11 protein-coding genes are annotated in these 16,413 nt (G+C 61.5%); 4 read left to right on the top strand and 7 right to left on the bottom strand.

Going from position 1 to position 16,413, the window contains the following annotated elements; translation table 11 throughout:
* Positions 1 to 219: 219 nt before the first annotated feature.
* Positions 220 to 1,659 carry an FAD-dependent oxidoreductase gene (locus ISN74_RS01410; RefSeq protein ID WP_188796667.1) on the bottom strand — a complete coding sequence of 480 codons (1,440 nt, stop codon included), beginning with the start codon at positions 1,657 to 1,659 and terminating at the stop codon, positions 220 to 222.
* Positions 1,656 to 6,092: a glutamate synthase large subunit gene (gene gltB / locus ISN74_RS01405; RefSeq protein ID WP_188796665.1), complete on the bottom strand. Its 4,437-nt coding sequence runs from the start codon at positions 6,090 to 6,092 to the stop codon at positions 1,656 to 1,658. Before gltB ends, ISN74_RS01410 begins: the two co-directional genes overlap by 4 nt.
* A gap of 334 nt (positions 6,093 to 6,426) precedes the next feature.
* Here gltB and ISN74_RS01400 point away from each other — a divergent pair, with 334 nt between their 5' ends.
* Positions 6,427 to 7,632, top strand: coding sequence for a murein hydrolase activator EnvC family protein (locus ISN74_RS01400; protein WP_188796663.1), 1,206 nt, complete (start codon positions 6,427 to 6,429; stop codon positions 7,630 to 7,632).
* A gap of 197 nt (positions 7,633 to 7,829) precedes the next feature.
* Positions 7,830 to 9,206: a S41 family peptidase gene (locus ISN74_RS01395; RefSeq protein ID WP_188796661.1), complete on the top strand. Its 1,377-nt coding sequence runs from the start codon at positions 7,830 to 7,832 to the stop codon at positions 9,204 to 9,206.
* Positions 9,207 to 9,267: 61 nt separating this feature from the next.
* Here the strand turns inward: ISN74_RS01395 and ISN74_RS01390 are convergent, their stop codons facing one another.
* Positions 9,268 to 11,502, bottom strand: coding sequence for a TonB-dependent receptor (locus ISN74_RS01390; protein WP_188796659.1), 2,235 nt, complete (start codon positions 11,500 to 11,502; stop codon positions 9,268 to 9,270).
* A 212-nt stretch (positions 11,503 to 11,714) separates the two neighbouring features.
* On the opposite strand from ISN74_RS01390, the gene ISN74_RS01385 reads away from it, so the two are divergent.
* Positions 11,715 to 12,401, top strand: coding sequence for a hypothetical protein (locus ISN74_RS01385; protein WP_188796657.1), 687 nt, complete (start codon positions 11,715 to 11,717; stop codon positions 12,399 to 12,401).
* Between the two features lie 75 nt (positions 12,402 to 12,476).
* Positions 12,477 to 13,223, top strand: a complete 747-nt coding sequence (locus tag ISN74_RS01380; RefSeq protein ID WP_188796655.1) for a pteridine reductase — start codon at positions 12,477 to 12,479, stop codon at positions 13,221 to 13,223.
* A 200-nt stretch (positions 13,224 to 13,423) separates the two neighbouring features.
* On the opposite strand, the gene ISN74_RS01375 is transcribed toward ISN74_RS01380, so the two are convergent.
* The 4 genes from ISN74_RS01375 to tsaD form a co-directional block, all read right to left on the bottom strand.
* Positions 13,424 to 14,281 (bottom strand): DUF6159 family protein, encoded by an 858-nt coding sequence (locus ISN74_RS01375; protein ID WP_188796653.1) that lies wholly within the window; start codon positions 14,279 to 14,281, stop codon positions 13,424 to 13,426.
* An 82-nt stretch (positions 14,282 to 14,363) separates the two neighbouring features.
* A complete protein-coding gene (gene folK / locus ISN74_RS01370) occupies positions 14,364 to 14,846 on the bottom strand; it encodes a 2-amino-4-hydroxy-6-hydroxymethyldihydropteridine diphosphokinase (RefSeq protein ID WP_188796651.1) in 483 nt (160 codons plus the stop codon).
* A complete protein-coding gene (gene folB / locus ISN74_RS01365; protein WP_188796649.1) occupies positions 14,846 to 15,205 on the bottom strand; it encodes a dihydroneopterin aldolase in 360 nt (119 codons plus the stop codon). Before folB ends, folK begins: the two co-directional genes overlap by 1 nt.
* Positions 15,206 to 15,228: 23 nt before the next feature.
* Positions 15,229 to 16,296: a tRNA (adenosine(37)-N6)-threonylcarbamoyltransferase complex transferase subunit TsaD gene (tsaD, locus tag ISN74_RS01360; RefSeq protein WP_188796647.1), complete on the bottom strand. Its 1,068-nt coding sequence runs from the start codon at positions 16,294 to 16,296 to the stop codon at positions 15,229 to 15,231.
* Positions 16,297 to 16,413: the final 117 nt, after the last annotated feature.

The raw sequence follows: 16,413 nt of genomic DNA, 5'->3' as shown, positions 1-16,413 counted from the left end.
GGGTGTGTGGGGACACCGCCGGAGTGTTCCACACCCCGAACTAATTCGACAAGCCCTTAACAAAACGTAATATATTACGTAATCGATTTATAAGATCTTACTTGATAATAACGCCGCTACTTAGCTGATAAAAAAAGTCTTTATAAAAAAAGGCCAGTAACAGATATTACCGGCGTGTAATAGATTCGTAATTTATTGCGAAATACATGTGACGACGGCTTAACCTGCCGAAGCAACTCCAAGCGCTGACTTTTGCGCCAGCAAAGCGGCAATGCTGTCCCCTGCTTCACGACCGTCATAGACCGCCCGGACCACCAGATCGGCACCGCGGACATTGTCGCCACCGGCAAAAATCCGGGGGTGGCTGGTCTGCTGCGGCAAGCGTCCGTTGGCGCCGGTGATCACCTTGCCGGACGGCGACAATTCGACGCCATGCGCAGCAAGCCAACTCGGCGGACTGGGAAGAAAACCGAAGGATTGAATCACCACATCGGCAACCACTTCCGACTCGGTGCCAGGCACGTTTTGCGGACGCGAACGTCCATCACCGCTGTCGACCAGACGCGTTTCAACGACACGCACGCCACGCACCTGGCCGTGTCCGTTATCGAGAATCGCAACGGGCTGACGGTGGAACAGGAACGTGACGCCTTCTTCGCGGCTGTAATTCACTTCGCGTGCCGAGCCCGGCATGCTCGCTTCATCACGACGATAGACGCACGTCACCGATGCAGCACCAAGACGGATCGCGGTGCGATTGCAATCCATGCCGGTATCGCCACCGCCCAGCACCACCACATGCTTGTCGCGAAAATCGAATACGGAAGCGGGTTCATCACGCAGCAAACGCTCCGTATTGGCGATCAGGAATGGCAAGGCATCATGCACGCCCTGCAACTCGCGTCCGGGCAGCTGGCCATCGACGAAAGTGTAAGCACCGGTGCCGATAAAGACGGCATCGTAATCGTCCAACAACGTGCCAAATTCGACGTCGCGACCGACGTCCTTCTCAAGCAGGAAACGCACACCCATGTCTTCGAGCACTGCGCGCCGCGTACTCACTACGCCCTTGTCGAGCTTGAAAGGCGGAATACCAAACGTGAGCAGGCCACCGATGTCACGCTGGCGATCGTAGACATCGACAGCGATGCCCGCACGGCGCAAACGATCTGCACACGCAAGACCCGCCGGACCCGCGCCGATCACGGCGACGCGATGTCCGGTTTCGCGCACTTTGGAAAGATCCGGACGCCAACCTTGTCGCAAGGCTTCATCCGTCACCCAACGCTCGATGCTGCCAATGGTGACCGAACCAAACTCGGTCTGCTCCAAGGTGCAGGCACCTTCGCAAAGGCGATCCTGAGGGCACACGCGGCCGCAGATTTCCGGCAGCGGATTGGTTTCGTGCATCAAGGTGGCCGCTTCGAGAATGCGCCCTTGCTGCACCAGCTTCAGCCAGTTGGGAATGTAGTTGTGGACCGGGCAGGCGTGTTCACAATACGGATTGCCGCAATCGATGCAGCGTTCCGCCTGCGTAGCGGCCTGTGGCGATGCAAAGTCGCCGCCGATTTCTCCGTAACCCAGCACGCGCACCGCCACCGGGACGGTGCGCGGCGGCTGTCGGGGGACATCGAGGAATTGAAAAAGCTTTGCGCTCATGCTGCTCTCCGCAGTTCTTCGGCCAGCACAGCAAGGTTCGCGGCTTTCGGTTTCACTAACCAGAATTTGTATTGCAGCCCGCGGAAATCACGCAGGATCTGCCGCCCCCAATCGCTGCCGGTCAATTCAACATGACGCGTCACGAGTCGGCGCAGATGCTGCATGTAATTTTCCATCCCCTCGGGTGAGATACGCAGGATGTCGACCAGTTCGTGGTTGTAGCAGTCGACGAAATCGCGCTCCAGATCGAGCACGTAGGCAAAGCCACCGGTCATGCCAGCACCGAAATTCAAGCCGACCTTGCCGAGCACGGCGACCACGCCACCGGTCATGTATTCACAGCAGTGATCACCCGCGCCTTCCACCACGGCCAGTGCACCGGAATTGCGCACGGCGAAGCGTTCGCCCGCACGGCCCGCTGCGTACAGCTCGCCATCGGTGGCGCCATACAGGCAGGTGTTGCCGATGATCGCGGCATCCTGGCTGGCATACGGTGCATCCGCAGGCGGACGCACCACGATGCGGCCACCGGCCATGCCTTTGCCGACGCCGTCGTTGGCCTCGCCAATCAATTCGATATGCACGCCGCCGGCATTCCATGCGCCAAGGCTCTGGCCTGCCGCGCCTTCCAGTTTCAGCTCGATCGGGTGCACATCCATGCCGTGATCACCATGACGGCGCGCTACCTCACCAGACAATCGCGCACCGATGGCGCGATCGGTATTGACGATGGGATAGCTGAAGCTGCCACCTGCCTTATTTGCTACGGCGAACAAGGTATCCGTGGCAATGCGCGATGCGAGTTCGGCCTCGTCACGCATCGGATTGCGCGCCAATGTGCATGCCACATCGCTGCTGGCACTCAGGCCCGTGCCATCGATCAGCGGCGTCAGGTCCAGCTTGTGCTGCACCGGCGTTCCGCCTTCGAGCTGCTCTAGCAGGTCGGTGCGTCCGACGATCTCGCCCAGACTGCTTACACCGAGTTGCGCCAGATGCTGGCGCACATCCTGCGCGACGAAGGTGAAGTAGTTCATCACCATCTCGGGCAAGCCGATGAAGTGATCCTTGCGCAACACCGGATGCTGAGTCGCTACACCCGTGGCGCAGTTGTTCAAATGGCAGATGCGCAGGTACTTGCAGCCCAGCGCCACCATCGGCCCGGTGCCGAAGCCGAAGCTTTCCGCGCCAAGCAGCGCAGCCTTGATCACATCCAGGCCGGTTTTCAAACCACCGTCGGTCTGCAGGCGCACGCGGCCGCGCAGGTCGTTACGGCGCAAGGTCTGCTGTGTTTCCGCCAAGCCCAGTTCCCACGGTGTGCCCGCATACTTGATCGAGGTAAGTGGGCTCGCACCCGTGCCGCCATCATGACCACTGACGGTGATCAGATCCGCACCAGCCTTCACCACACCCGCCGCGACCGTGCCGACGCCCGCATGGGAAACCAGTTTTACCGACACCAACGCGTCGGGATTCACTTCCTTCAGGTCGTGAATCAGTTCGGCCAGGTCTTCGATGGAATAGATATCGTGATGCGGCGGCGGCGAAATCAGGCCGATACCCGGTTTGGCGTAACGCAGGCGTGCAATGGTGCTATCCACCTTGTGGCCCGGCAGCTGACCGCCCTCGCCCGGCTTTGCGCCCTGCGCAATCTTGATCTGCAGTACTTCGGCGTTGACCAGATAAGCCGGCGTGACGCCGAAGCGCCCTGACGCCACCTGCTTGATCTTCGACGCGCGCTCGGTGCCGTAACGCGCGGGATCTTCGCCACCTTCGCCGGAATTGCTGCGCGCGCCGAGACGATTCATCGCAATCGCGAGCGCTTCGTGCGCCTCGGGCGACAACGCACCGAGCGACATGCCCGCGGAATCGAAGCGCTTGAGAATGGATTCGACCGGCTCGACCGCCTCCAGCGAAAGCGATTCGGCGGCGGGCTTCACACCCAGCAGATCGCGCAGCGCGGATGACGGGCGCCGATCGACGAAGTCGGCGTAGACGCGATAATCGGCGGCATTGCCGGTACGCACCGCCTTTTGCAGGCTGGCGATCACGTCGGGGTTGTACATGTGGTACTCGCCGCCGTGCACGTATTTATAGAGACCACCGGCGCGCAGGGGCAACGCTTCGTTCCAGGCCTCGGCCGCCAGCAGACGCTGTTCGTGTTCCAGTTCGGCAAAACCTGCGCCGCCGATGCGCGATGGTGTTCCCGGGAAGCACAATTCCACCACTTCAGGCGCCAGGCCGACGATCTCGAACAGCTGCGCGCCGCGATACCCCGCGACGGTGGAAATGCCCATCTTGGAAAGAATCTTCAGCAGGCCTTTGCGGATGCCGCGCCGGTAGCTGCGGCCGATCTCCTGCCGGTCGCCTTCGATATGGCCTTCGCGGCCTAGCTCGAACAGACTTTGGTACGCGAGCCATGGGTAGATGGCCGTCGCACCGAAACCGATCAGGCAAGCGAACTGGTGCGGATCGCGCGGCGCGGCGGTCTCCACAACAATGTTGCACTGACAGCGCAGTCCCTGATCGATCAGGTAGGCGTGGATCGCGCCCGTGGCGAGCAGAGATTGAATCGGCAGGCGATCGCGCTGCGGATAACGGTCGCTGATGAACACCAGCGAGCAGCCATCGCGCACCGTCTGCGCGACTTCACGGCACAGGCGGCGCAGTGCCGCTTCAAGCCCTTCTTCGGCTGCATACATCAGATCGAAACGCTGCGCGTCCCGGTACTGCGGCATCGCCAGCAACTGGCGCAGCTTGCGCTGCGAAAGAATCGGCGAATTGATCAGGATCTGCTGCGCGTTCTCCGGCTTCAGCTCGAACACGTTGCCTTCGGGCCCGATCTGAGTCACCAGCGACATCACCAGCTTTTCGCGCAGTGGATCGATCGGCGGATTGGTAACCTGGGCGAACGCCTGACGGAAACGGTCGAATAGCGGACGCACCTGGCGTGACATCGCCGCGATGGGTGTGTCGTCGCCCATTGAGCCGGTGGCTTCAGCTTCCAGCTCGGCGATCACTTTCAGCACGGTCTCGCGTTCTTCACGCGAAAGGCCATAGAGCTTCTGGTAACAGCGCAATTCGTCCGCTGGCAGTGGTTCGGCAGCCAGCGACGGATCGATCAGATCGGATTCGAGATAGCTGACACCCGCACGCAACCAGTCGCGATACGGTGCGCGCTTGCGGTTGATCTGGTCGATATCGGCATCGCGCAGCAAGCGATGCGTCGCAAAGTCGACGGCGATCATTTCGCCGGGCGCGAGGCGACCCTTGGCGATCACCCGTGCACTGGGCACATCCCATAGACCGGCTTCGGACGCCACGATCAGATGGTTGTCATCGGACAACGCCCAGCGCGCGGGACGAAGACCGTTGCGGTCCAGCGTGCAGGCGGCATAACGGCCATCACACATGACCAGCCCAGCCGGACCGTCCCACGGCTCCATGTGCAGCGCGTAGTACTCGTAGAACGCTGCCAGGTCTTCGTCGATGCCTTCCCGCGCGGCGAAAGCCGGTGGCACCAGCACGCGCATGGCGGCAATCAAGTCCAGACCGCCGGCCAGCAGCAATTCCAACGCGTTGTCGAGGCTCTCGGAATCCGAACCGGTCTGGCGTACGAACGGACCGATATCTCCCAGCTCCACCAGCTGCGAGCGCCAGATTTCCGCACGCGTCTGCATCCAGCGGCGGTTGGCGCGGATAGTGTTGATTTCGCCGTTGTGCGCCAGCAGGCGGAACGGTTGCGCCAGACGCCATTGCGGCGTGGTGTTGGTGGAGAAGCGCTGGTGGAACACCACGGCATCGGCAACGAGCGCCGGGTGATGCAGATCGTCGAATACATTGCGCAGATGCCCCGGTGCGGCCATCGCTTTGTAGCCGATCACCTGTGCCGACAGCGACACCACATAGAACTGAGGATCGTCGCTCAGCGCTGTCTCGGCGCGGCGGCGTGCACGGAACAGCGCACGATCGAAGGCGGCATCGTCCATATCGCCTGCGGCGTTGACGAAGATCTGCCGGACATGTGGCCTGGCTGCCGCCGCCAGCGGCCCGCAGGCGTCCGGATTCACCGCCACATCGCGCCAGCCGGCAACGCGCAGGCCTTCCGCAGCGATGTGCTGCTCCAGCACCCGGGCTGCGTCCTCGCCTGACGTATCGAGGAAAACCAGCCCCGCCGCAAAGCGTTCGCTCAGGGCAATACCTGCTTCCACCGCGAGCGCACGCAACCATGCCTGGGGATGATGGATCAGCACACCGCAGCCGTCGCCGCTGATGCCATCGGCATTCACGCCGCCGCGGTGGGAAAGTTTGGCCAGTGCCGCAAACGCCGTATCGACCACCCATTTGCTGGCACGGCCATCAATCTGGGCGACCAGACCGAAGCCGCAGCTATCGTGTTCGAAGCTGGCGTCGTACAAACGCGGCTCAACCGGCATAACTTGTTTCCTCTTTGGCGAAGGATGCCCTACCCCATCCTCAAGGCTCGCAGGGGCGCAAAACGCCTGCCGTTCCGTGAACGGCAAGCGGATGCGGTGAGGCTTGCACCTCGACTTTACGCACAACTTGTGCGTCGCGTCAAAGCCTTCTAGACGTCCAAATGAAAATTCGAAGTAAATCGTTAGCGCACGCGCTAACAGACCACTCTTGTGCCGATCTTCGCGAAGCCGCGCCAGAGCGCCATCTGTGCCTCCTCGGCGGAAGAAGCCAATCGACATCCGGCCTGTCTTGGACGGGCCTCACAGACGCGAGTATCCCTGCAATAATCCGCCTATGCCGACACATTCCCGCACCTTCCGCCCACTCCTGGCTCCCCTGATCGCCTGTGCGGTCACCCTTTCCGCCAACGTATTCACACCCGTCCAGGCGGCACAGGACAACAAAGCCGAAACCCAGCAAGCCGAGGCCAAGCAGCAGCTCACCGACCTGCAGGCGAAAATGCAGGCCCTGACCAAGGAACAGGCCGACACAGCGGCCCGCCGCGACAGCGCCAACGCCACGCTGGCCAAACAGTCCGATGCGGTCGCCAGTGCAGCGAAGGCCGTGCGCGATACCGATACGCAGATCGCCGCCAAACAACAAGAACTGGATCAGTTGCAAACGCAACGAAATACATTGAGCCAGAGTCTGGACAGCCAACGCGCGGCCATCGCTGATCTGCTGCGCGCCACCTACGCCATCGGCCAGGGCTCGGACATGCGACTGCTGCTCGGCGACGAAGACATTGCCCGTATCGCCCGCTCGCTCGCCTACTCCAAATATTTCCAGCAGGATCGCGTACAGAAAGTACAGGATCTGATGACCCAGCTGACCAAGCTGCAGGACCTGGAAACCCAGATCACCGCCGAGCAGCAAGCCCTGCAGGCGACACGTGCGCAGCGTGCCCAGCAGGCCAGCACGCTGGAGCAGCAGCGCAAGTCGCAGCAGCAGATGGCCAGCCAGATCGACGCGCAGTACAAGAACCAGGCACAGAAACTTGCGGCGATGAAGCAGAACGAGCAATCGCTCGATGATCTGCTGGTCAAATTGCAGAAAGCCATCGATGAGGCCGCACGCGAAGCGGAGCGCAGGGCGCGCGCCAACCCAACCGTCCCCAGCGGCGGCCCGAGCAAGGCGCTGGCCAATATCCGCGGAAATCTGCCATGGCCGGCCGTCGGCCCGGTGCATACCTTCGGCAATGGCGTGCTGATCGCTTCCCCACGCGGCAGCGAAGTGCATGCCGTGGCCAGCGGGCGGGTGGTCTACGCGCACTTCATGCGCGGCTATGGTCAGCTGATCATCCTCAGTCACGGCAACGGCTGGCTCAGCATGTACGGCAACAATGAAACCTTGTTGCACGGCGTGGGCGACGACGTGGCGGCCGGCGAGGCACTGGGCACCGCGATGCTGTCTACCAGTGACAGCAACGGGGTCTATTTCGAACTTCGCCACAATGGCCAGCCGGTCGATCCGCGCAGCTGGCTGAGCCAGCGACGTTAAAGAAACGTGCAATCCGGACGCAGGCCGCGCCGGCTGTTCACCGGGAAATCGGTGAACTTGCAGCCCGGGTTCTCATCTCCCCACCTTCTGGACAACACTCCGGCAACCGAGATCGGCGTATTCTTTGAGCATTGAATTCAGACGGCGCCGAATGGTCCAAACGTCGCCGTCACATCATTTCCTGTGGAGTTTGCACCATGCATTTCCCCCGCCATTGCCTGCTCGCCCTGCTGTTGGCGGCACCGTTACTGCATGCGCAAACAGCGCCCGACAACGGCACAGACGCAGCAGCAACCGCCGACAGCGACAGCCCGGCCAAAGCGTCCAGCAGCGCTGCAGCGTCGGATCAGGTCGACCTGGATGATGTGCGCAACTTTGCGCACGTGTACCAGATCATCCGCCAGGCCTATGTGGAAAAGGTGGACAACAAAACCCTGATGAACGATGCGATCAAGGGCATGCTGTCAGGCCTGGACCCGCATAGTGCCTACCTCGACAAGGACGGCCTGCAGGAACTCAACGAAGACACCACCGGCCAGTACGGCGGCCTGGGTATCGAGGTGATGGAAGACAATGGCCTGCTGCGCATCGTCTCCCCGATCGACGATACCCCCGCCTCACGCGCTGGCATCAAGCCGGGCGATGTCATCACCGCAGTGAATGGCAAGGCTGTCACCACCGACAACATCGACGATATGTTCGACGCCCTGCGCGGCGATCCGGGCACCAAGATCACCCTTGGCATCCTGCACGAAAAAGCCGATCAGCCGGTCACCCTGACCATGACCCGCGAACGTATCTCCATGACCAGCGTCAAGGTGCGCGAACTGGAGCCCGGCTACGCCTATATCCGCATCAGCCAGTTCCAGGATGACACCACCAGCGATCTGGAAAAAAAGCTGGGCGACCTGATCAAGAAGAACGGATCGCAAAAAGGCGCCGTCCTTGACCTGCGCTCCAACCCCGGCGGCTTGCTGACCGCGGCGGTGGGCGTGAGCAACGACTTCCTTAACTCCGGCACCATCGTCACTACGCGCGGCCGCCTGCCCGATTCCAATCTCACCTTCACCGCCCACGCGGGCGGGGACCTGCTGAACGGCGCACCGATGGTGCTGCTGGCCGATAACGGCACCGCATCTGCGGCAGAGATCGTTTCCGGTGCACTCAAGGACAACCACCGCGCCTTGATCGTCGGCCGTCGCACCTTCGGCAAAGGCGTGGTGCAGACCGTGCTGCCACTGGATGCCGATCACGCGGTGAAACTGACCACAGCGCGCTACTACACCCCGAATGGCACCTCGATCCAGGCCGAAGGCATCAAGCCGGATATCGCGCTGGCCGATCTGACCGTCGCGAAGGTGGATGACTCCCAGGAACCGATCAGTTCCGAAGCAGATCTGCCGCATCACCTGGCCAACGAAGCCTCCACCTCCGGCGGCAGCATCAACAATGATGGCAGCGCGGAAAACGCCAAGCTGGCGACCAGTGACTATGCGTTGTCGCAGGCGTTGAACATTTTGAAGGGGTTGGCCTTGCGCCACGACGCTGGCGTACCTGCGGCCACCGCGAACTGATCGTCAGCTCGCGCATCAACACCCTCTCGCCTTTGGGGAGAGGGTGTCGGTCTCAAGCTACTCAGAAATCCTTTTCCAACGTCAGATACACGCCGCGACGCGGCCCGAACTGCGGCGCACCCACGCCCACGCCCGTGCCACTGCGCAACTCGAAGGTCCGGTCAAGCGCATTGATCAACGCGAGCTTGGTATGCAGATCGCCAAAGCTGTCGAAGTTGAAATCGTGCGAGACGCTGAGATTGAGCTGGAAGTAATCGGGCAGCGATACGCCGTTCGGCGTCAAACCATCTTCGCGCAGGCCGGTGCCGAACAAATAATCGGCGCCCACCTTGGTGTTGCTGGTAATGGCGTAGTCCAGGCCACCGGATGAAGTGTATTTCTGATCGTGGTCCAGATGGATCCAGTTGTCAGCGATATAAGCCAACTGCTCCGGCGGGAAGTTGTACTGGCTGGTAATCACTTCCTTGCCCATCGCGCGGTTGAAGGCGAAGTTGAAATAGCCAGACCACGGACCGTTCTTGTAGGTAAGGGTCAATTCGTTGCCGCGAACTTTGCCGTACTTGTAGTTGAAGGTGGAATAGATCAGCGCTGTGCCGAACTGACCTTCGTCCTGCAGGCGACTCGCCTGCTCGTAGTAGTTATCGAGGCCAATGGTCCAGTGGTCACCGATGTTCTGCGAGACACCAAGGTCGTAATAGTTGGAGCGCTCGGCCAGCGGCGTGTTGTTGCCGTAGTTCTTCACCGCGTTGGTGGTGTTGGCAAACGCTTCGATGTTTTCCGTGGAAATCAGCTCGGTCTGCGGCGGCGTGAAGTAGCGCGAATAGCCGGCGTGCACCGTGGTGCTGTCGGTGGCCTGCCAGACCACGCCCACGCGCGGACTGAGCTGGCTTTCTTCGCGAAATGCCTCGTAGCGATCACCACGCAGGCCGTAATTGACGGTCCAAGCGTCGCTGATCTGCCACTCATCCTGGACGTAGGCCGCCATCGTCTTGGCCAGGATGCGATCGCCTGTGAAGACGCTGATCGGCGTGGTGCTGCTCTGCTGGCCATCAATCGCCGGGAAGGTTTCCGAATAGTTGTTGGTGTACGAGCGATCAAACTCGCCGTACAAGCCATAGCGCAAGGTGTGGTCGGTGGCCCACGGCATCGAGAAGTCGGCTTGCAGGGTGCTGGCGCGGTCGCCCTGGTTGATCTGGCCGGCGACGCCATTGAACATCAGGTCGCCAATTTCATCGGGGTAATACTGCAAGCCACTGTAACGCTGCCCCACCGACACCTGATACGCCGTGTCACCGAACTTGCCTTGCAATGCCAACGCACCGAAACGCGTCTGTTCGTCCTGGCGCTCGTTCAAATCCGCGGAGTTGAAGTTGGTGATATCCAGATAGCCGAACTGCGGGCTCAAGCCCGGATTATTGGGAAGCTGAAAGCGGTTGTCGGTGGTACCGAACATCAGGGTCAGGCGCATATCGCTGTTGATCAGATACGACACATCGCCAAACGTCTTGACCTGGTTGGTATGGTCGTGGATCGGATCGCGGCTCGCAGTCGGGTTTTCGATGCCGACGTTGTTTTCCAGGTAGTTGGCAGTGAAGAAATAGCTCCAGTTGCCGGAGTGGCCCCAGAACGACGCATAAGGATTGACCGTACCGAACGAACCACCGGTAATGCCGACACTGCCGCCGTTCTCAAGGTCGGCGCCGCTCTTGGTGGTCATGTTGACCACGGCCGCAGTGCGCTCGCCGTACTGCGCGGGCAAGGAGCCGTCGAGCAGCGATACGCTCTGGATCACGCGCGGATCCAGCGTCTGACCGAAACCGGAGATCGACTCGGGGATCATCACGCCATCAATGCGATATTCCAGGTTGGCGTGATTACCACGCACATGCACCTGGCCATAGGAATCCTGCGCCACGCCTGGCGCCTGCAGCAGCAGCTGGTTCATCGGCGTGGAAGCGCCCAGCGGCAAAGCCTGGATGTCCTGTGCCGTGATGACGTACTCGCTGCTGCCCGTATCCGGCGAAAGGCTGTTGCGGGCCTGATCGAGCGCTGCGGTCACACTTACCGTCCCAAGCTGCTTGGCTTCCTTGGCGCGCCGGTTGCGCGAGGCCTGCGAGTCATCGTCAGACGTCGAGTCGTCCGTATTGCTGTTGGCCGGTTGCTGGGTGGGTGCAGTGGCCGGAGCCGTGGTGGAGGTCGTATCCGCCGGGACGGGAGCGATCGTCGGGGTTGCGGCAGAGCCAACAGCGGCATACAGGGCGATGCTGAGCCCAAGGGCAAGCGGAGACAGTTTCATGCACGGGTACCGGGTTATCGTTATTTAGTGGTTCGGCCGGAGCCGAAGACCGAAATGTTATAACATTTCCCTCACATCCGCGCGCCCCTCCCAGAAGTCATGCCCGCCGTGATCGGCGGCTCAGGCGGGCCGATTCCCGGATTCATGCCGCCCTCATCAGCCCGACACCTTGCCGGCCTATGATCGGCAGACGAATCAGCATGGAGCGAGGCATGACCGAGCCCAACCAGACAGTGCCAACCGGCGCCAACCTGCCTGCCGTCATCGGCCAGGACGACGCCAGCAACCGGGTCACCCGGGCGATCCTCGACTTCATCAGTCACATCCCGGACAGCAAGGTGCACAGCAAGGACGATCCGGAAGCGGAAGCAAAACGGCTGGCAAAGCGAGCTGCACAACGCGCCGCCATCACCGCAGGCACGTTGGCGTTGCCGCCGGGACCGCTGGGCTGGCTGACCATTCTGCCGGAGCTGATTTCGATCTGGAAAATCCAGGCACAGCTGGTCAGCGACATCGCCGCGGCTTATGGCAGACATGCCGAACTTGGGCGCGAGCAGATGCTGTGGTGCCTGTTCCGCCACACATCTGCGCAAGCGTTTCGCGATCTGGTGGTACGCCTCGGCGATCGACTGATTTTCCGACGCGTGTCCTACAGCGTGATCGAGCGTGTTGCCAAACAGATTGGCGTGAAGGTCACACAACGCGCGCTGGGCGAAGGTCTGTCACGCTGGATGCCAGTGATCGGCGCGATCGGCGTTGGCGGTTATGCCTACTACGACACGCGCCAGGTTGCAGCCACCACCATAGCGATGCTGAAGAGTGAAATCGGCACGGCCGAAGATCATGACACGCCTATCCAGGCTACCGCGCAAGAGGTTCCCGCTACGCGCCCGCACTGAATCTGTTTCACGTGACGACGTGCAGCGTTTGCGGCAAGCTGCGCGCCGTTGCCGTCACTTTGCAGGAACTGCCGCATGAGTTCATTCCATCCGCGTCCGGTTGCCCTGATTACCGGTGGCGCCAAGCGCGTCGGCGCAGTGATCGCGCGCACCTTACATGCCGCCGGTTACGACTTGGCCTTGCATTGCCGGCGCTCGCTGAGTGAAGCCACTGCATTGGCGGATGAACTGTCCGCACAGCGAGCGGGAAGCGTGCTCGTCGTGCAGGCCGAACTGGCAGACACGCATGCGTTGCCACGGCTGGTCGAGGATACGCTGTCGCAGTACGGACGCCTCGACGCCTTGGTCAACAATGCCTCGGCGTTTTATGCCACACCCATCGGTACAGCCACATCGGCGCAATGGGACGAGCTGTTCGCATCCAACGCCCAGGCGCCGTTCTTTCTCTCGCAAGCAGCATTACCTGCGCTGCGCGCGGCACACGGTGCGATCGTCAATATCGTGGACATCTACGCCGAACGCGCCATTGCCGATCATCCGATCTACGTGATGGCCAAAGGCGCACTCGCCGCCATGACACGCACCTTGGCGCTCGACCTGGCTCCCGAGGTGCGCGTCAACGGCGTCGCGCCGGGTGCCGTGATGTGGCCCAGCGAGGGTAAGCCTTACGACGATCAGCAAGCGATGCGGGCACGCACGCCACTCGGCCGCGACGGTACGCCGGAAGACGTTGCCGGCGCCGTGCTCTGGCTGCTACGCGATGCGTCCTTTATCACGGGGCAGATCATTCGCGTAGATGGCGGCCGCTCTGTGTCCATCTAGCCGGGCATGCGTATGTCGCCTTACCGTCATCTCAGCGAAAGCTGGGATCCAGTGACTTCGATGTAACAAAGACGCTAGATCCCGGCTTTCACTGGGATGACGAGCGAAAAATCTGGAGAAACTTGAGACTCGGCCCCGACTTTCGCCGGGGCCGAGTGACTTTCACTGAGTCGCCGACGCTGCGCGCCGGCAAGAACTCATCACTTGCTGCGAAAGGCTTGCTCCAACGCTGCCTGATCGAAACCGGCACCCGCTTCGCCCTCATCCACATAACGATAAAGGGCCACCGCGTACACGCCTTGCAGCGAAGACTGGATCATGCCGAGCAACGCCAAACCGATCAGCACGATGGCCACCATCGCCACGATCAACGGCAGTGACTGCGAGGCGACGGCGAGGACGACCAGCACCACCGACACCAGTATCGCAACGAACGTAATCACGCCGAAGGCCAGACCAATGCCCGCATTGCCGATCAGGTTTTCACCCCAGGTGCGCTTGAGCATATCCACGCTGCGTTGAACCGCATCCAGCGGCCCTACTTCTTCATTCGCCAGCACTGGCACGACCAGAAAAGTCGCCACGGTCCAGGCCAGGCCGATCATGCCGACCACGATACGGCCGATAAAACCCAACCGCTCCTGCAAAGCACGCAACAGCATACCTACCGTAGCGGCAATCACCGCATAACCAAGAATGGCGCCGAAGCGCGATCTCGCCACCGCCAGACCATCCTTCACCGTGGCCTCATCGCCACGCAGCCGCGCCGTCGCGACCGCTGCCAACGCTGTGTTGAAAAAGATGATGACGGTGTACTGCGCCAGATAAAACAGGAACAGAAAGACGTAATGCAGCGGCGAAACGTGATGCGCAACGCCGTAAGACCGTATCCGCTCGTCAGCGAGAATCTCCACAGCCACCGGCGTCAGAAACGTTGCCGCAACCAGCAAGGTGCAGATACCCGAAAACAATGGAAACATCAGCAGTGATTTGTCCGAACGCAAGACATCCGCGCTCGCATTCAACAACGCCCAACTACGTGCAAATTTACCGGCCATTCCAAGCCCTCCCCTGTGATCCTGCCTGTCCCTAGCTTGAACACACGGCGGGCGCGGCGCAACACCTGCGCCGGCCTGACACCTATAACGGCTCTACGGACAAGGGCTCGCTTTCCACCGGGAACGCCGCCCACAGCTCGGCCATCGAGTGGCCATTCACGGGATGCCGTAGCTCCGGTGCAATATCCACCATCGGCTTGAGCACGAACGCGTGCTTCAATTCCTTACGCGGGATATCCAGATGCCCGGGGCCCTGGGTCACCAGATCGTCATAAAGGACGATATCCACATCGAGTGTGCGATCCGCATAACGAGGTACGTCTCGACGGCGGCCGTGGCGATCTTCCAGCGCATGCAGCCAGTCGTTGAGGGCAGGTGGCGAAAGATCGGTATCCATGCCCACGGCAAGATTGATGAAGTCGGGGCCATCAAAACCGACCGCAGCGCTGCGATACGCGGGCGAGATATCGAGTTTGCCGAAGCGCGCACGCAATTCATCCAGCGCCACGCGCAAATAACGGTGCGACTCCTGGTTGGAGCCAAGGCTGAGATAGACGCGTGGCATCAGTCGGGCCGAGTCCCACGTTCGATACGAACACCCACTGCCTTGGCGCCGCGAACGGCACCGGGCTTGGAAAGCTTCAAGCGCACCCACGCCACGCCGAATTCCTCGCGGATGATCCTGGCGCAGCCTTCGGCCAGCGTCTCCACCAGACCGAAGTGCGATTCGCCGACGTAGGCAATCAGCCGCTTCGATACATCCTTGTAATTGAGCGTATGCGCGATGTCATCGCTTGCGGCGGGCACGGTGTTGTCGAACGCCATTTCGATATCCAGCGAAAGCGTCTGGCGCACGCGCCGTTCCCAGTCATAGATGCCGATCACCGCGTCGATGCGCAGGTCTTCGATGAAAACAATATCCATGCGTGCAATGTTCCGTGATGCGATCAAGCGGCGGGCGGCAGCGTTTGCAGGTCCCAGCGGGGAAACACCTGCACCGATTCGTCCTGATGCTGACCGTGGGCAAGCCGGATGGCGCCAGCCAGTGCGATCATCGCACCGTTGTCAGTGCAGAACTGCAGCCGGGGGAAATACGTTTTGAAACCATCTTTGACGCCCGCTGCCGCCAGCTCTTCCCGCAGCCGGCGATTGGCACCAACGCCCCCTGCAATCACCAGTCGCTTCGCACCCGTTTCTTGCAGGGCTCGGCGGCATTTGATCAACAGCGTGTCGACGATGGCTTCTTCGAACGCGCGCGCAATGTCAGCACGTGTCTGTTCGCTTTGATCGGATTGCTGCCAAGCGAGCAGCACCTGGGTCTTCAGTCCCGAAAAACTGAAATCGAGGCCGGGGCGATCGGTCATCGGCCGTGAGAAACGGAACGCGCCCGGCCGACCTTGCCCTGCCAGCGCAGCCAGTGCGGGACCGCCGGGATAAGGCAGGCCCATCAACTTGGCGGTCTTGTCAAAGGCTTCGCCGGCGGCATCGTCCAGGGTGTCGCCCAGGATGCGGTAGCGGCCCACGGCCTCTACTTGCACCAGCATCGAATGACCACCCGACACCAGCAGCGCCACGAAGGGCGGTTCCGGCGGATCGTCTTCCAGCAGCGGGGCCAGCAGGTGCCCTTCCATGTGGTGCACGCCGATCGCAGGCACCCCAAGCGCCCAGGCCATCGCCCGCCCCGTGGCGGCACCGACCAGCAAGGCACCCACCAAGCCGGGACCGGCGGTATAGGCCACCCCGCCGAGGTCGGCCGGTGTCAGCCCGGCCTGGGACAGCGCTTCGCGCACCAGCGGCAACAGCTTGCGCACGTGGTCGCGGCTGGCCAGCTCCGGTACCACGCCGCCGTAATCCGCATGCAGCTTGATCTGGGTGTACAGCGCGTGCGCCAGCAGCCCCTGCCCCGGCGCCTGTGGTTCCCAGCGCAGCAGGGCGACGCCTGTCTCGTCGCAGGACGTTTCGATGCCCAGGATGGGGCGGGGAACGGAGGATAGGAAACGGGAAACAGAGGGCATATCGAGACGCACCGATTTCGGTAGCAGACGCTCATTTTTGCCGATACAGCCCCACTGCGCGATACCCTATGCGCCGAGGCGCCCGTTTCGGGCTTCCCAGTCTTTGAAATTTCCCCA

The organism is Dyella caseinilytica (assembly GCF_016865235.1).
Taxonomy (GTDB): domain Bacteria; phylum Pseudomonadota; class Gammaproteobacteria; order Xanthomonadales; family Rhodanobacteraceae; genus Dyella_B; species Dyella_B caseinilytica.
This window is presented reverse-complemented; position numbering and strand designations above follow the sequence as displayed.